The sequence below is a fragment of the Cellulosimicrobium sp. GQ32 genome, assembly GCF_059758455.1.
The window spans coordinates 103,586-120,045 of sequence record NZ_JCAXEP010000009.1 but is presented as its reverse complement, the minus strand read 5'-3'; the positions used below and the strand labels follow the sequence as shown (position 1 = coordinate 120,045).

At 73.2% G+C, this 16,460-nt stretch carries 12 protein-coding genes; 10 read left to right on the top strand and 2 right to left on the bottom strand.

Going from position 1 to position 16,460, the window contains the following annotated elements; all coding sequences use genetic code 11:
• Positions 1-124 precede the first annotated feature (124 nt).
• Positions 125-2,065 (bottom strand): acyltransferase family protein, encoded by a 1,941-nt coding sequence (locus AC6CH9_RS15240; RefSeq protein WP_498155647.1) that lies wholly within the window; start codon positions 2,063-2,065, stop codon positions 125-127.
• A gap of 170 nt (positions 2,066-2,235) precedes the next feature.
• Positions 2,236-3,948, bottom strand: coding sequence for an Ig-like domain-containing protein (locus AC6CH9_RS15235; RefSeq protein WP_498155646.1), 1,713 nt, complete (start codon positions 3,946-3,948; stop codon positions 2,236-2,238).
• Positions 3,949-4,169: 221 nt separating this feature from the next.
• Between AC6CH9_RS15235 and AC6CH9_RS15230 the strand changes: the two genes are divergently transcribed.
• The 10 genes from AC6CH9_RS15230 to AC6CH9_RS15185 all read left to right on the top strand — a co-directional run bounded on the left by AC6CH9_RS15230 (position 4,170) and on the right by AC6CH9_RS15185 (position 16,459).
• Positions 4,170-6,725, top strand: coding sequence for a LuxR C-terminal-related transcriptional regulator (locus AC6CH9_RS15230; protein WP_498155645.1), 2,556 nt, complete (start codon positions 4,170-4,172; stop codon positions 6,723-6,725).
• A gap of 209 nt (positions 6,726-6,934) precedes the next feature.
• The gene (locus tag AC6CH9_RS15225) at positions 6,935-7,609 is read left to right on the top strand and encodes a hypothetical protein (RefSeq protein ID WP_498155644.1); all 675 of its coding nucleotides are present in this window, start codon (positions 6,935-6,937) and stop codon (positions 7,607-7,609) included.
• A gap of 95 nt (positions 7,610-7,704) precedes the next feature.
• Positions 7,705-8,889, top strand: a complete 1,185-nt coding sequence (wecB, locus tag AC6CH9_RS15220) for a non-hydrolyzing UDP-N-acetylglucosamine 2-epimerase (RefSeq protein ID WP_498155643.1) — start codon at positions 7,705-7,707, stop codon at positions 8,887-8,889.
• 118 nt (positions 8,890-9,007) lie between these two features.
• A complete protein-coding gene (locus AC6CH9_RS15215) occupies positions 9,008-9,694 on the top strand; it encodes a hypothetical protein (RefSeq protein ID WP_498155642.1) in 687 nt (228 codons plus the stop codon).
• Between the two features lie 117 nt (positions 9,695-9,811).
• A complete protein-coding gene (locus AC6CH9_RS15210) occupies positions 9,812-10,789 on the top strand; it encodes an ABC transporter ATP-binding protein (protein WP_498155641.1) in 978 nt (325 codons plus the stop codon).
• Positions 10,786-11,994, top strand: coding sequence for an ABC transporter permease (locus tag AC6CH9_RS15205; protein WP_498155640.1), 1,209 nt, complete (start codon positions 10,786-10,788; stop codon positions 11,992-11,994). The genes AC6CH9_RS15210 and AC6CH9_RS15205 overlap by 4 nt, the downstream gene beginning before the upstream one ends.
• Before the next feature lie 529 nt (positions 11,995-12,523).
• Complete coding sequence (locus tag AC6CH9_RS15200; protein ID WP_170227314.1) at positions 12,524-13,024, top strand: MarR family winged helix-turn-helix transcriptional regulator; 501 nt, start codon at positions 12,524-12,526, stop codon at positions 13,022-13,024.
• Positions 13,025-13,086: 62 nt separating this feature from the next.
• Positions 13,087-14,454 carry an MFS transporter gene (locus AC6CH9_RS15195; RefSeq protein ID WP_498155639.1) on the top strand — a complete coding sequence of 456 codons (1,368 nt, stop codon included), beginning with the start codon at positions 13,087-13,089 and terminating at the stop codon, positions 14,452-14,454.
• Between the two features lie 239 nt (positions 14,455-14,693).
• Positions 14,694-15,641 carry an ATP-binding cassette domain-containing protein gene (locus AC6CH9_RS15190; protein WP_498155638.1) on the top strand — a complete coding sequence of 316 codons (948 nt, stop codon included), beginning with the start codon at positions 14,694-14,696 and terminating at the stop codon, positions 15,639-15,641.
• Positions 15,638-16,459, top strand: coding sequence for an ABC transporter permease (locus AC6CH9_RS15185; RefSeq protein WP_498155637.1), 822 nt, complete (start codon positions 15,638-15,640; stop codon positions 16,457-16,459). Before AC6CH9_RS15190 ends, AC6CH9_RS15185 begins: the two co-directional genes overlap by 4 nt.
• Position 16,460 lies beyond the last annotated feature (1 nt).

The window sequence follows — 16,460 nt, the reverse complement described above, 5'->3', positions numbered from 1 at the left end:
TTCCCCTTCCGTCGAGCGCTCGGTGAAGCCGTTCGCGAGACAGGGTCGGACGCCTGGTCCACCCCGTCGTGATCGATAGACGCAGACCGACCCCTCTCACCAACGGGTGAGATGTCGTCGGCCGTCATGCGGTGGCCTCCGGGTCCGTCTCGCCCCGTGCCGCCGCCGTGATCGCGTCCGCGAGCCACGGCGCGATCCACGCCATGCCCGCGCGCGAGAAGTGCACGGTGTCGATGTAGGCGGGCGCGCCGTCGGGCGTCGTCTGGAGGCACTCGGTGTCCGTGCACACGAAGTCGTGGAGCTCGAGCACGTCGACGGCGGGCTGCTCCTCGGCGTGCGCGCGCACGAGCTCCGTGTGGCACGCGGCCCAGCCGGGCTCCGCGATGGGCGTGAACTCGCGCGACGTCGCGAGCAGCACGCGCCGGTCGGGATCGCCCGCCGTGGCGATCTCTGTCGCGGTGTCGAGCTGGCGCTCGTAGCGCTCCGCGTACTCGGGCATGCACGGGTCGAGCCAGCGGCCGTCGACGTACTGCTCCGCACCGTCCCACGCGACGTTGACGACGACGACGTCCGGGTGGCTCTCCTGCACCGACGTGCGCCACCGGTCCTCCCACGGGAGGCAGCCCGGAGCGGGCCCCTGCGTGACGGCCGTCGTGCGGCTCGTCTCGGGGCTGAAGACGCCGCACCCGTTGAACGCGCCGTCGGTCACGGTGAACCGGTCGCCCTGGAAGTCGGTGAGCGCGGTGGCGAAGTCGTGCCCCAGCGAGTCCCCCAGGACGAGCACGTGGACGTCGCCGGACCCCGTCGACTGGCGCACGATCGTCGGCGCCACGGCGAGACCGGACGTCGCGGCGACGGCGAGCACGAGGAACGCCGTGCCGCCCGCCCGGTTCCAGCGCCGGATCCGCACCGGTTCCCCGACGATGTGGTGGAGGAACGCCGCGAGCGCGATCGACAGCGGGATCCCGAACAGCGCGACGTTCATCGGACGCGGGTCCTCGAGCGTCTTCTGGAGCACCCAGAACACCGGCAGGTGCACGAGGAAGAGCGCGTAGGAGAACTTGCCGATCTCGACGAGCGGCAGGGTCGAGAACACGCGTGCGACGAGCGTGTCCTCACGCGTGAGCGCGAGGATCAGGCCCGCCCCGAGGACCGCGACCACCGTCATCCCGCCCCCGGCGTACAGCCACGGCTCCTCGTACGTGGCCGTCCGGACCGACACCGTGACGATCGAGGCGAGGAGACCGAACGTGAGGAGCTCGGCGATCGGCCGCGGGAGCCGGCTCGCGGTCCCGGCCGCACGCCGTCGGGCCACCGCGATCGCGACGACGCCCGCGCCGGCGCCCACCATGAGGCCGACGCCGTGCGTGTGCGTGCCCATGTACAGCAGGTCGGCGTTGGTGCCGTCGTACGAGAGGACCGTGACCACGGTCATCACAGCCGCGAGGATCGCCGCGACCGTCGCGACGAGGAGGTCGGCGCGCCGCCCGGGCCGCGCCACGAGCGCGCACAGGAGCACGAGCAGCGGCGGCCACAGCAGGTAGAACTGCTCCGTCAGCGAGAGCGACCACATGTGCGCGAGCGGCCCCGGGATGCCCATCGCGTCCCAGTACGACTCGCCGCGTGCGATCTGCTCCCAGTTCGCGACGTAGAACAGCGACGCGACCCCCTGCTGGAGCACGCGGTCCGCCTCGTCGCTGCGCGCGAGCTGGGTGGCGGCGACGGCCGTCGCGCCGAGGACGACGATCAGCGGGACGAGGAGCCGCTTCGCGCGTCGCTGGTAGAACTTCTTGAGGCTGATGCGCCCCGCGCGCGACCGCTCCCGGAGGAGCGTCACGGTGATGAGGAACCCCGACAGGACCATGAAGAGGTCCACCCCGAAGAGTCCGTTGTGGTAGAGGTTCGTGTGGTACATCAGCACCGACAGCACCGTGACGCCGCGCAGGCCGTCGACGGCGCGGTAGTACGTGGAGGGCAGCGGCACACGGGCACGCGCGGCCCGCCTGCCGCCGTCGGACGGGACGCCTGCGGCGCCCTCGACGGCCGGGACGACGGCCGCCGTCATCGCACGGTCCCCTGCCCGTGGGCACGCTGACGGAGTTTCCTCATGCCGGGTCGGACGGCGTGCCGCGGCGGCGGTGACGGGTGAACCGCCCCGTGGACCTCCGTGCACGACGACGGTCCCCGCCCCTGGAGAGGGACGGGGACCGCGTGACGTGCGTGGGTAGGTGTCGATCAGTCTTGGCGGCGGGTGCGCAGACGCGCCGCGCCCACCCCGACCAGACCCAGCAGACCCGCCGCAGCGAACCCACCTGCGACCATCGGTACCGCCGGCTCGTCGTCCTCGGTCACCGTCACCGTCACCGTCGCCGACCGCTCCACACCGTCCGGGCCCGTGACCCGGTACGTGAACGAGTCCGTCCCCACGAACCCGGCAGCCGGGGTGTACGTCACCGTGCCGTCACCGTTGTCCACGACCGAGCCACCCTGAGCCGACGTCGCGTCGACCGCGAACCCCGTCGAACCATCGGGGATCGTGTCGTTGCCCGCGATGTCGATCTCCGTCGGGCCGTCCACGACGGTCGAGGCGGCGTCGTCCACGAGCTCGACCGGCAGCGGGCACGCCTCGCCCTCGTCCGTGTACTCCGCCAGCGTGATGCTGGCGCTCGACGACGGCGAACCCGTCCCCGCACCGTTCAGCACACCCTGACGGCTCGAGACCAGCTCCGGCTCCGTCACCGTCTCACCGCACTGCGCGGGCTCCGGAACGTCCGACGTGAACGCGAACTCCACGAACCCCTGACCACGCGCCGAGTCCAGCAGGTCGAGTGCGAGCACGCCGGAGTTGCCCGGGTTGAAGGCGTACATCGCGGCGCCGGTCCCGCCGGGACCGCAGTCCGCAGCCGTGTCCGCGGTGTCGGAGGCGTTGGTGCCGGCCGCGTAGAACGAGTCATTGGCCGTGCCGGAGATCGTCTGGGAGAAGAAGTCCGTCGTCCCGCCCGCCGTGCGCACGTACGAGCAGTGGTGCAGGTTGACGTAGCGGCTCCCGACCAGGTCGAGCGCAAGAGCACCCGAGTTGGCCGGGTTGGGCGCGAACTCGTTGCCCGGGCCGCAGTCGGCCGCGGTGTCGGCCGCGTTGGACGCGTTCGTGCCGGCCCGGAAGATGGCGTTGGCGACGGTGGGCACCGTCTGGGAGTAGAAGTCAGGCTGCCCACCCACCGAGCGGACGAAGGAGCAGTGGTGCAGGTTCACGTACCGGTTGCCGAGAAGGTCGAGCACGACGACACCGGTGTTGTTCGGGCTGGGCGCGAACGCGTTGCCGGGGCCGCAGTCCGCGACGGTCGCCGCGGTGTTGGACGCCGACGTCCCGGCTCCGAAGAACGCGTCGTTCGCCGTCCCCGAGATCGTCTGGGCGAAGAAGTCGGTCGTGCCGGCGTTGACGCGCGAGTACGCACAGTTCACGCGGTTGAGATAGCGCTTGACGCCGTTGCGCAGCACACCGGACTGCGACGCGTTCGACTCCCCGTTGAACCCTGCCGACGGCGACACCTCCAAGGTGTCGCCCGACCACACCGAGTCGGCCACAGCCGCGACCTTGGTCTCGGACGACACCGCACCGGTGGACACGTTCGAGCCAGGCGCCAGGACGTTGCGCGTCGACCCGGGCACGTAGGTGAAACCCTCCGGGATCTGCGTCGTCAGCGACGCGCCCGTCACCGTCGTCTCCTTCGTCGTGTCGTAGAACAGCCGCGCCGTGACGGTGTCGCCACGCTCCGCCGACACCGTGTCCGACCATGGCCCGCCGTTGACCGAGTACAGCAGGTTCGTCGTCGTGCCGTCGCCTGTGCCGGGCGCCGCGGACGCCGGAAGAGCCGACAGGCCGACCGCCAGCCCTGCACACAGGCCGACGGCCGCGACCGTCCGCCCCGTTCTCCGCATGCTGCGCATGTGAGTCCCCTTCGGATCACCCGGAGAGGTCTCCCCGGGGTGCCAGCACACGGCCGGACAGCCGCATGCAGAGAAGCAGACGCACGCTCGTCATGGGCAGAGCGGGTGAACTCGTGGGGGGAGCCGCAAGGCGGCCGCCGAGATACGACGCCCCTGTTCCGGCGCGGTCTAGGCTCGTGCGCTGAACGAAGCAGACGCGCAGCCCCCCGGAGTGAGCCCCCGTGAGCACCGCCCCGCGCCCCCGTCCCGTCGTCGACAGCGGTGTCCCACGCCTACCGCCCTGGCACCTGCCCAGGCCCGGGCTCGCGAACACGCTGCGCGAGGCGGACGAACCCCTCGTCGTGCTCCGGGGACCCGGCGGTGCCGGCAAGACGACCGTCGCTGCCGAGCTCGCCCACGCCGCTCTCGCCGACGGGAACACGCTGGTCTGGCTCGACGTCGCTCGGTTCCCTGACCGGGCCGCACTCTGGCAGGCGGCGGCGCGGCAGCTGGGGAGCGCAGGAGTCCTCGACGAGGACCGTGACCCGGGAACGACCACCGACGACCTCGCTGCCGCCTCCGTCGCGCTCACGAGCCCGGTGATCCTGGTCCTCGACGGCTACGAGTCACTCGCGTGCGACGACCTCGACGGCGACATCCTTGCGGCGCTCCGCACGTCGTCGATGCTCACGGTCGTCGTCACCACCAGGCGGGTTGGGCGGTTCGAGTCCCTCGAGGCACGGCTCGCGGTCGGCGTCCGCACGGTGACGTCGGACGAGCTGGCGCTCGACAGGACGCAGGTCGCCGACCTGTGCGCCGCAGCCGGCGTCACGGTCCCGGGCAAGGTCGTCGAGCGCGTCGCCGTCGCGACCGGCGGCTTGCCTGCTTTCGTCCGGACGGTGGTGCTCGCCGCGCGCGAGGGCGAGCTGCCGCTGGCCGTCGCGTCGAGCTCCACCATCGTCGCCGTCGCGGCGCGTGCTGGTGTCGCCCTGCTCGCGTCCGGGGAGCGTGACGATGCCGGCGAAGCACTCGCTGTGCTGGCGGTGCCGCCCGCTCTGACCCCCGAGCTCGCCGACCTCCTGGTCGACGACGGTCGGGCGGCCCTCGAGACGGCGGAGGAGTCGGGCCTCGGAGAGTGGGCGACGACGCGGGGAGTGACCAGGTTCCGCTTCGTACCCGTCGTCCGGACCGCACTACGGACCCGGTTGCGTACCGCTGATCCCGACCGCTTCGGGCGTGCCCTGGCGGTCACGAGCGACTGGGCGACGCGGACTCGGGAGCACACCATGGGGTTCGAGTCCAGCCTGGAGCGCAAGGACTACGCCACGGCGCAGGCCCACCTCCTCGGGCGGTGGTCGTACCCGTCGTCCCAGCTGCCCGACAACGCCCGCCTGGCGCTCTACGACCTCTCTCTGGGGACGCTCGCGAGATACCCGATCCTCGCTCTCGCAACTGCGCTGCTCTACTTCTCGGACAGACGGGACCGTGTACGCGCGATGGAGATGCTTGCGCTCTCCATCGCGGGGGCCGTCGCCTGGTATCCGCGCGCAGCACCGGGCGAGCGTGCGATCCTCCTCGGAGCGGAGAGCGTCGCGAACCGGCTCCTCGGTCGAGGAGAACGTGCCGGGACCGTGGCGCGCCGGGCACTCGCGACGATCGAGCAGGTGCGTGTCGGGGACGACCCGACGTTCGACGAGCTGCGGCCCTTGGTGCTGCAGCACCTCGCGAGCTCTCTGCTCGCCGCGGGCGAGGTCGAGTCGTCGCAGCGCGCCGCGGAGCTGGCCACGCTCGCACTCCCGCGCGACGACACGCGCACCCTCCAGGCCCGCGTCCATCTCGCCGGAATCCTCGCCACCGCAGGTGAGATCGACCGCGCCGCGGAGATCGTCGACACCCTGCCGCCCGACCCGGAGCTCGCCCGTGCATTCGGCGTCTACTACGCGGCCATGGCCACGGTCGCCCGCACGTACGTCGCCCTCGAGCGAGGCCACCTGGGCGCGGCACGCGACTTCCTGCGAGACGCCGAGCAGGAGATGCGCACGAACGAGTACTGGCCCCTGCACGCGCTGGCCAGGTTCGACCTCGATCTGGTGAGCGGTCGAGCCGGGGCTCCCGTCGCCCAGGACCGTCTCGACCCGGCACGGTTGCGTGCACCGGCCTCGGCGTTCTGGAAGGGCCGCCTCGCGATCGCACGCTCCCATCTCGCCCTGACGCAGGGCCGGGGCGACGAGGTGACAGGTGAGCTGCGCCGGCTGCGGCCGAGCGACCCGGCGGTCCGGACCGCCCGTGCCCGCGTGCACCACGCGCGCGGGGACGACGTGCTCGCGCTGAAAGAGCTCGGTGAGCCGCCAGGCCCCACCTTCGGGACACGGACCGAGATCGAGCATCACGTCGTCAGGGGTCTGTGCCTCGTGGGAACGGGCGACCTAGCGGCCGCCGCGCGAGAGCTCGAGCGCGCGCTCGCGCTGTCGCACGCCACGGGATGCCGATTGCCATGGCTGCTGACGAGCGAAGCGGACCGAGCGCTCGTCGAGGAAGTCACGAGAGACGTCGGCGACGTGTTCCGCGGGCTACCCCTCGTCGTCCCGTCGAGGCTCGGAGTCACGACCCTCTCCGAACGTGAGCTCGTCGTGCTCGAGCAGCTCGCGAGCGGGCAGGGGATCACCGAGGTCGCCCGCTCGCTCCACGTCTCGCCGAACACCGTCAAGACCCAGCTACGAAACGTGTATCGCAAGCTCGGCGTCGGGGGACGGCATGACGCCGTGCTCGAGGCTCGGCGGCGCGGGATCCTGCGGTGAGCTCTCTCGCGGTGCCCTGATCGCGCCGCCGTCGTCCACCCGAGCGCTTCCGGCCGCCGCGCTTCCTCGGCCGCACTGCTGCGGCTGTCGCCGGGCGGGAGGGTGGTGCACGTTCCTGTCTGCGGCAGTGGGGATCGCGCGTGGTCTGCGCCCGTCATCGGCTCCGACGTGCGACGTCTGTCACCTCACGACGACTCACGGAGGTCACCATGCGCACGGACCTGCTGTCTCGACGCCGCGCCCGGGCCGACGTGCGCCCGACCGTCTGGGGGTATGCCACGTCCCGCTCCACGAGCTGCCTGATCGGCCAGGTCCCCGGCCTGCCGTCCCGCCGCGCGAGCTGGACCGACGTCGTCGTTCCCGGACTCACCCCACAGGAGCTCGAGCGCGCCCAGCGGTACGTCCGGTGGCGCGCGACGGCGCGACCCGTCCGTCTCGTCGTCACGGCCTCGCTGGTGTCCGCGCTCGCGGCGCTCGCCGGGACCTCGCTGGCGGCAGGCCGGCCACTGCCGCTCGCCGCTCTCGTCGCCGGGGTCGTGGTGGGGGCAGGCGTCCTCGCCCTCCTGCGGCTCCTGGGTCCCCGACCGAGTGCGCCGGAGCGCCATGCCCTGCGCCGCGCGGTCGAGATCCGTCGTTCGCGCACCGTGGACGGGTCGTCGGCGGGCGTGCCCGTGCTCATCGCGATGAGCGCGGTGGAGGGGGCCGCGGACGCCCTGGCGGTGACCGACCGCGCGCTCGCGCGCGAGTTGCTGTGGTCGGCGCTCGACGCAGTCCGGCGCCAGGACCACGACGGCGCCCGCCACGCGACGACGGCGATGCTCCGGCTCGCGGTCCGGGCCGCCCAGAGCGCGCGTCCCGGCGTCACCGAGGAGCCCCTCGCCTGACGGCGATCCTCACCCGTCATCGCCCCGTGCGACCGACGTCCGTCCGGGTGTCATCGCGCTCGACGAGCGCACCGGCATCGAACGAAGGACTTCCCATGGAGCTGGACGACCGTCGCCGTCGCGTCGCCGTGCTGTACGGCACGCGGCCCGAGGCAGTGAAGCTCGCCCCCGTCGTGCACGCGCTGGACCGCCGGGACGGCGTGGTGCCGGTCGTCGTGTCGTCCGGCCAGCACCGCGAGATGCTCGACCAGGTCAACTCCCTGTTCGGCATCATCCCCGACCACGACCTCGACCTCCTGCGCCAGGGCCAGTCGCTCGACGACGTGCTCGCCGGGGCACTGCGCGGGTTCGGCGCGTTCCTCGACGAGCACCCCGTCGACGCCGTCGTCGTCCAGGGCGACACGACGAGCGCGTTCGCGGGCGCGCTCGCGGCGTTCCACCGGCGCGTGCCGGTCGTGCACGTCGAGGCGGGCCTGCGCACGGGCGACCTCTACTCGCCCTTCCCCGAGGAGGCCAACCGGCGCTTCGTCTCCGCGGTCGCCGCGCGCCACTGCGCCCCGACCGACGCCGCCGCGCGCAACCTCTACGTGGAGAACGTGCCGCGCGCCGACGTCGTCGTCACGGGCAACACGGTTATCGACGCACTCCTGCACGTCGCGCCGCTGCGCACCGAGACGGGCGACCCCGTGCTCGACGAGGCGATGCGCTCGGGCCGCCGGATCATCCTCGCCACGGCGCACCGCCGCGAGTCGTGGGACACGGGGATCGCCGACGTCGCGTCCGCGCTCGTACGCGTCGCGAACCTCTTCCCGGACGTCCTCGTCGTCCTCCCGATGCACCGCAACCCGCTCGTGCGCGCCACGATCCTGCCCGCGGTGCGCGGGGTCCCGAACATCCACCTCACCGAGCCGCTCGACTACGGCGCGTTCTCGCACGTGCTGTCGTGTGCGACCGTCGCGCTCACCGACTCGGGCGGCGTCCAGGAGGAGGCGCCCGCGCTCGACGTCCCCGTCGTGGTGACCCGGGACACCACGGAGCGGCCCGAGGTCGTCGCGGCGGGCGGCGCCGTCCTGGTCGGGACCGACCCGTCGCGCATCGTCCGGACGCTGCGCGAGCTCCTGACCGACGAGGAGTTCCACCGCCGGATGGCGAAGGCGCGCAACCCGTTCGGAGACGGGCACGCCGCCGCGCGCGTGGTGGATGCCGTCGAGGACGTGCTCGGTGGCGCGGGTACTGCGCGCCACGACGACGCGCGGCGCATGCCCGTCGCCGTGCCCTGACGACCGTGGGAGGCTGGGTCGAGCACGCGAGAGAACTCCGACGAAGTCGCGTCATGGCAGGCGCCCGGGACCGTCTCTCTCCCGGGAAGCACCGGACCGACGAAGATGGGGCACGTCAATGCACGCGCGCGACCAGCGGGACAACGGCACGCACGAGGAATGCCGGGACGAGATCCGTCCCACGGTCTGGGGGTACTCGACCTGGACGACGGCGCGCTGCCTCCAGGGCGCCGTCGCCGGAGCGCAGGACCGCATCGTCCAGCGCACCGACGTGCTGGTCCCCGGCCTGACGCCGCGCGAGCTGGACCGGGTGCAGCGGCACGCCGAGTGGCGCGCGTCGGTCGACGGCGTGCGGCTGGGGATCGTCGCGGGCGCGGCGACCGTGATCGCCGCGGTCCTCGTCGGCCGCGACCTGGCCCCCGTCGTCCTCGTCCTCGTCGCCGCGCTCCTGGGCGTCGCGGCCGCGCTCCTCACCCCGACGCTCCTGCGGGTGGCCGGCCCCCGGCTCTCGCGCGTCGAGCGCCGGGCCCTGCGCGACGCCGTCGAGATCCGGCGTGTGCGCCTCGCGCCCCCGACGTCCGCAGGCATGCGCGTGCTCGTCGCGATGAGCGCCGTCGAGTCGATCGCCAGCCGCCTCGACGAGCAGGATGCGGCTCTCGCGCGCGAGCTCCTGTGGGTCGCGCTCGACGCGGTCCGGCGCGACGACGTCGCGGGCGTCGACGACGCGACCGCCGCGATGCTGCGCCTCACGGTGCGCGCCGCGCGCTCGCCGCTGCCGCCCGTGCGTGACGAGCACCGGGGCTGAGCCCTCGGTCGGACGTCGGCCCCCGACCCGGGCGACGCCCCCTCCCCCGTCGCCGGGGGGGCAGGACGTGACATCTGTCCCGTGCCCTGCGCACCCACGCGTGGTTGTCTGGGGCGCATGGCGACACTCGAGATCGACGCGCTGACCAAGTCCTACGGCGACGTGCGCGCCCTGCGCGGGACGTCGTTCGACGTGCGCGCCGGGGAGATCTTCGGCTTCGTCGGGTCCAACGGGGCCGGCAAGACCACGACCATGCGCATCGTCCTCGGCGTGCTCGCCGCCGAAGGCGGCGAGGTGCGCTGGGACGGGCGTCCGATCGACCTCGCGGCGCGGCGGCGCATCGGCTACATGCCCGAGGAGCGCGGGCTGTACCCCCGCATGAAGGTGGGCGAGCAGCTCGTCTACCTCGCCCGGCTGCACGGGCTGTCCGCCGCCGACGCGAAGGACGCGATGGAGCGCTGGACCACGACCCTCGGCGTCGACGCCCGCCGCGGCGACGAGGTGCAGAAGCTCTCGCTCGGCAACCAGCAGCGTGTCCAGCTCGCGGCGGCGCTCACGCACGACCCCGAGCTGCTCGTCCTCGACGAGCCGTTCAGCGGCCTCGACCCCGTCGCCGTCGACGTCATGAGCGGTGTCCTGCGCGACCGCGCCGAGGCGGGCGTCCCCGTCGTCTTCTCCTCGCACCAGCTCGACCTCGTGGAGCGCCTGTGCGACCGGGTCGGGATCATCAAGGACGGCGCGATGGTCGAGGTCGGCACGATCGACGAGCTCCGCCGGACCGAGACGGAGCGATGGGTCGTGGACGGGCCACCCGGAGCGGGCTGGATCGGCGCCGTGCCCGACGCGCGGGCCGTCAGCCTCGAGGGGTCGCGCACGGTCGTGGAGCTCACGCCGGGCGCCGGGACCACCGGTGACGGAGCCGTCGACGGGACCGGCGGGCGCGAGCAGGCCGTGCTGCGCGCCGCGCTCGCCGCGGGGCCGGTGCACGAGTTCTCGCTCGTGCGGCCGTCGCTCACCGAGCTGTACCGCGACGTCGTGAGCGCCGAGGAGAGGCCCGCCGCCGCGGCCGCCGAGACCGTGGAGGTGGGGGCATGAGCACGGGGACCTCGTTGACGTCCTGGGGCGCGATCCGACTCGTCGCGAGCCGCGAGATCATGACGCGGCTCCGCTCGAAGTCGTTCGTCTGGCTGACCGTGATCCTCGTCGGCGCGGTCGTGCTCGGCGGGTTCGTGCTCAACGCCGCGAGCTCGTCCGGCCCGACCGCCGAGCGCGTCGGCGTCACGCCGCAGACCGCGGCGCTCGCCGAGTCGATCGAGGCCACCGGCAGGACGCTCGGGACCGAGGTCGAGACCGTCGACGTCGCGGACGACGCCACGGGCGAGGGCCAGGTGCGCGACGGCGACCTCGACGCCGTCGTCACCGGGACGGCCGACTCGCCCACCGTCGTCGTGGACACCGAGCTCTCCCCCGGCCTCACGGCCGTCTTCACGACCCTCGCCCAGCAGACCGCGCTGTCCGACGCCGTCGCGGACCTCGGCGGCGACCCCGCGCAGGTCGCGGGCGACATCGCGACCGCCGAGCCGACCGTCCGCACGATCGGCGAGCCCAGCGAGTTCGACCCGACGCGCTACGTCACCGGCCTCGTCACCGGGATCCTGCTCTTCATGGCCATCATGATCAGCGGCCAGCTCATCGCGCAGGGCGTCGTCGAGGAGAAGACGAGCCGCGTCGTCGAGCTCCTGCTCTCGACCGTCCGCCCGTGGCAGCTCATGGCGGGCAAGGTGCTCGGCATCGGCCTCGTCGGGCTGGGACAGGTCGCGCTCGTCGTGCTCGCCGGCGTCGGGACCGCGCTCGGCCTCGGCCTGGTCGACACGTCGACGATCGACCTCGGCACCGCGGCCGTCTGGGCCCTCGTCTGGTTCGTCGTCGGGTTCGTCAGCTATGCCCTGCTCATGGCGGGGCTCGGAGCGCTCGTCTCGCGCCAGGAGGACGTCGGCGCCGTCACGACCCCCGTCACGTTCCTCATGATCGTGCCGTACATCGTGGGCGTCTCCGTCGCGCCGTGGGCCCCGGACAACCCGCTCGTCGTGTGGCTGTCGTACGTCCCGCTGTGCTCGCCGCTCCTCATGCCCGTGCGTATCGCGCTCGGCAGCGCCGAGACCTGGGAGGCGCTCCTCGCTCTCGGCCTCTCGCTCGCCGTCATCCCGGTGCTCGTCTGGCTCGCGGCGAAGATCTACTCCAACGCGGTCCTGCGCACCGGCGCCCGCGTCAAGCTCAAGGACGCCCTGCGCACCGCCTGACCGAGGCCCCGCGCGGCAGAGCCGTGGTCACGCGAGGTAGAGCCCTGGTCGGCCGAGGTAGAGCCGTGGTCACGCGAGGTAGAGCCCTGGTCGGCCGAGGTAGAGCCGTGGTCACGCGAGGTAGAGCCGTGGTCACGCGAGGTAGAGCCGTAGTTGCGTGAGGTAGAGCCGTGGTTCTTGTGCCCGACGGCGCGTGGTTGCGTTGGGTGGTCGGGGTGGGTGGTGGTGCCGCGTCTACCATCCGCCGCTCGTTCCTCGCGGCTCCCGCCAAGCCCGCCACGACGCGGCACCACCACCCACCCCGCCCTACGTCGTCTCGCCCTGGTCGGCGCTGACCCGGGCAACCCCGCGGTGACAGGTTCGCGACGATGGTCCACCCGCAGCGACCACCATGTGGTTCTGCCTCGGCCGACCAGGGCTCTACCTCGGCCGACCAGGGCTCTACCTCGGCCGACCGTGGTTGTCTCGGCCGGATGTGCGGCGGGCGTCAAGAGTCTTGATGTCGAGACACGTCGAGTACCCTCGCGTCATGGACCAGCAGCACGAGGACGAGGTCGACCGCATCGTCGCGGCGTGGCAGCGCGAGCGGCCCGACCTCGACGTCGAGCCGCTCACCGTCTTCTCGCGCGTCGACCGCCTGGCGCGGCACCTCGACCGCGCACGCCGCACGGCGTTCGCGCGGGGGCACCTCGAGACGTGGGAGTTCGACGTCCTGTCCGCGCTGCGGCGAGCCGGCGAGCCGTACCGCCTCTCCCCCGGTGCGCTCGTGACGCAGACGCTCGTGACGAGCGGGACCATGACGAACCGCATCGACCGGCTGGAGGAGCGGGGGCTCGTCGTGCGCCGGCGATCCCCCGACGACCGTCGCGGCGTGCTCGTCGAGCTCACGGCCGAGGGCCTGGAGCGCGTCGACACGGCGATGACCGACCTGCTCGCGGTGGAGGCCCGCATCCTCGACGCGCTGGAGCCGGGCGGCCGACCTGCGCTCGCAGCGCTCCTGCGTACAGTCGTAGGACAGTTCGACGACTGACCGACGGCCCGGCTGACCGGGCTGCGGCGTCGCACGCGCCCGCACCCGGAGGTCACCACCCGATGCCGCCGCCCCGGCCGCCCCGCCCGAGCACCTTTCGGGGCGGGATCGACGGCGTGCTGCTCGTCGCGGTGCTGCTCGTCGCGGTCAACCTGCGCGCGCCGCTCACGGCGCTGCCGCCGGTCGTCGCGGACGTCGCGGCGGACCTGCACCTCACCGCGGCGGCCGCGGGCCTGCTCACGGGCATCCCCGTGCTCTGCTTCGCCGTGGCGACGCCCGCGGTCGCGGGGCTGCTGGGGCGGTCGTCGCTGCGCACGGCGATCGCCGTCGCCCTCGCGCTGATCCTCGCCGGCACCCTGCTGCGCTCGGCCGACGTCGCCGCCCTCGGCGCCGCGGGCACGTTCGCCGGCACGGTGCTGCTCGGGCTCGGCATCACGACCGCCAACCTCGCGGTCCCGATGATCGCGCAGCGCGACTTCCCCGGGCACGTGGCGACGGTGACCGGCCTGTACACGGCCGCGATCAACGTGGGAACCGTCGCGACCACGGCGCTCACCGCGCCCCTGGCCGACGCCGTCGGATGGCGCTGGGCGCTCGCGTCCTGGTCCGTCCTCGCCGTGGTCGCGCTCGTGTGGTGGCTCCGCGCCGTCCCGCGCGACGCGAGCGGACCGGCACGGGCGGTGACCGACCGGAAGGGCGGGACGACGTCGGACACGACGGCGCCCACCGACGGGCCAGGGCACGCGCCGGCCGACGCCGGCGGCTCGGACGAGGACGCCTCCCCCGTCCCCGGCGACCTCGCCGCCGCGGCGGCGGAGGGCGTCACGGGCACCGACCCCGCCGCCGCCCGCGAGCGCCACGTGCTCGCCACGCCGTTCACGTGGTGGCTGTGCGCGATGTTCGCGCTCCAGTCGTCGAGCTTCTACGCGCTCACGGCGTGGCTGCCGCTCATCCTCGAGGACCTGGCCGGGATCCCGCGGTCCGCGTCGGGCGGGGCGGCGTCGCTGTTCCAGGGCTTCGCGATCGTCGGCGGGCTCGCGGTGCCGCTCGCTGCGCGCCGGTTCTCGATGCGCCAGAGCTTCGTGGGCATCGCCGTCCTGTGGCTCACGCTGCCCGTCGGGCTGCTCGTCGCGCCTGACCTGTGGGCGGTCTGGGCATCGGCGGCCGGCATCGCGCAGGCGGCGAACTTCGTCGTCATCTTCACGCTCGTCGCGCAGCGCTTCCCGACCGTCCGCCGCGGCCGCCAGGCGTCGGCGACCGTGCAGTCCGTGGGGTACTGCCTCGCGGCGGTCGCACCGACCGTCGCCGGCGCGCTCCAGACGGCGACGGGCACGTGGACGACACCGGTCGCCGTCGTGCTCGGGGCCCTCGTCGTGATGACCGCGATCGGGCTCGCTCTCACCGGCCCTGCCCGCCACCGCACGGGATAGCGGACCCGGCCTCGACCACGCCTCTACCTCGCGGGACCACGGCTCTACCTCGCGGGACCACGCCTCTACCTCGCGGGACCTCGGCTCTACCTCGCGGGACCACGCCTCTACCTCGCGGGACCTCGGCTCTACCTCGACCCTTGACCGCCCTCGCCTGGCTGTTTATGGTGTACACATCGTTTACGTCATACACGCTCGTGTGCGCCGCACACGGCACGGAACCCACGAAGGAGAAGGCGATGACCGAACCGATGATCGCCGTGCAGGGGCTCGAGAAGTCCTACGGCGACCACGCCGTGCTGCGCGGCGTCGACCTGACCGTGCGCCGCGGCGAGATCTTCGCGCTGCTCGGGCCCAACGGCGCCGGCAAGACCACGACCGTCAACATCCTCACGACGCTCGTGCGGCCCGACGGCGGCACGGCCCGCGTCGCGGGGGCCGACGTCGTGCACGACGCGGCGCGGGTGCGCGAGACGATCGCGCTCACGGGCCAGTACGCGTCGGTGGACGAGTTCCAGTCGGGGCGCGAGAACCTCGTCATGATGGGCGAGCTCGCCCACCTGCCCCGGCGCGCAGTACGTCGACGCGCGGACGAGCTCCTCGCGCGCTTCGACCTCACCGACGCCGCCGACCGCCGCGTCGGGACCTACTCGGGCGGCATGCGCCGCCGCCTCGACCTCGCGATCAGCCTCGTCGCCGACCCTGAGGTCCTCGTCCTCGACGAGCCGACGACGGGGCTCGACCCGGCGTCACGCGCCCAGCTCTGGGACGTGGTGCGGGGCCTGGCCGCCGACGGGACGACGGTCCTGCTGACGACCCAGTACCTGGAGGAGGCCGACCGCCTCGCCGACACGATCGCCGTCCTGCACGACGGCCGCGTCGCCGCGCGCGGCACGGCCGCCGAGCTCAAGGCGCTCGTCGCGGGCGACCACGTGCGCGTCGCGTTCGACGACCCCGCGAGCCTCGCGGCCGCCGTCGGGCTCGCGCCGACGCTGGGGCTCGCCCGTACGACCACGGACGAGAAGGACCTGTCCCTCACCGCGCCGAGCGACGACCCCGTCCGCACGATCCGCGACGTGCTCGCAGCCGCCGACTCCCACGACCTCGCCGTCGTCGGGGTCAGCGTCGTCAAGCCCACGCTCGACGACGTCTTCCTCGCGCTGACCCGGAAGGAGGGCGCCCGATGAGCGCCACCACGCCCACGCTCACCCCGGCGCTGCCACCGCGCACCGCCGTGCGGGCCCGGCAGACGCCCGCGACGGCTGCGCGCGACGTGCGCACGATGGTCGCGCGCGAGACGCGCCGCCAGCTCCGCAGCGTCGACGGGCTCATCACCGCGTTCGTGCTGCCCGTGATGATCATGCTCGTGTTCGTCGTCATCTTCGGCGGCGCGATCGGCGGGGACGACTACATCGACTACGTCGTGCCGGGCGTGCTCGTCATGTGCCTCGGGTTCGGCTCGGCCACGGCCGCGGTGGGGGTCGCGCAGGACATGACGTCGGGGACGATCGACCGGTTCAAGACGCTGCCGATCTTCGGCCCGTCCGCCCTGTGGGGCCACGTCGTGGCGAGCGTGGTGCGCAACCTCGCGTCTGCGGTCGTCGTCGTGGCCGTCGCGCTCGCGCTGGGCTTCCGTCCCGACGCGGGTCTGGGCGACTGGCTGGGCCTCGTCGCGTTCGCCGTGCTCGCGGTGCTCACGTTCACCTGGCTCAGCGTCGCGCTCGGGCTGGTGCTGAGTGTCGAGGCGTCGCAGTCGGTGAACTTCCTCTTCCTGTTCGTGCCCTACCTCAGCTCGGGGTTCGTCGAGATCGACACGATGCCGTCGTGGCTGCACGGGTTCGCCGAGAACCAGCCGTTCACGCCGATCATCGAGACGTTCCGCGGCCTCCTCGCGGGGACGCCCGACGCGACGACGGTCCTCACGGCCGTCGCGTGGCTCGTGGGCTTCCTGGTCGTGAGCTGCACCGCCGGCTCCGTCCTCTACCGCCGGCGAACGGCCCGCTGAC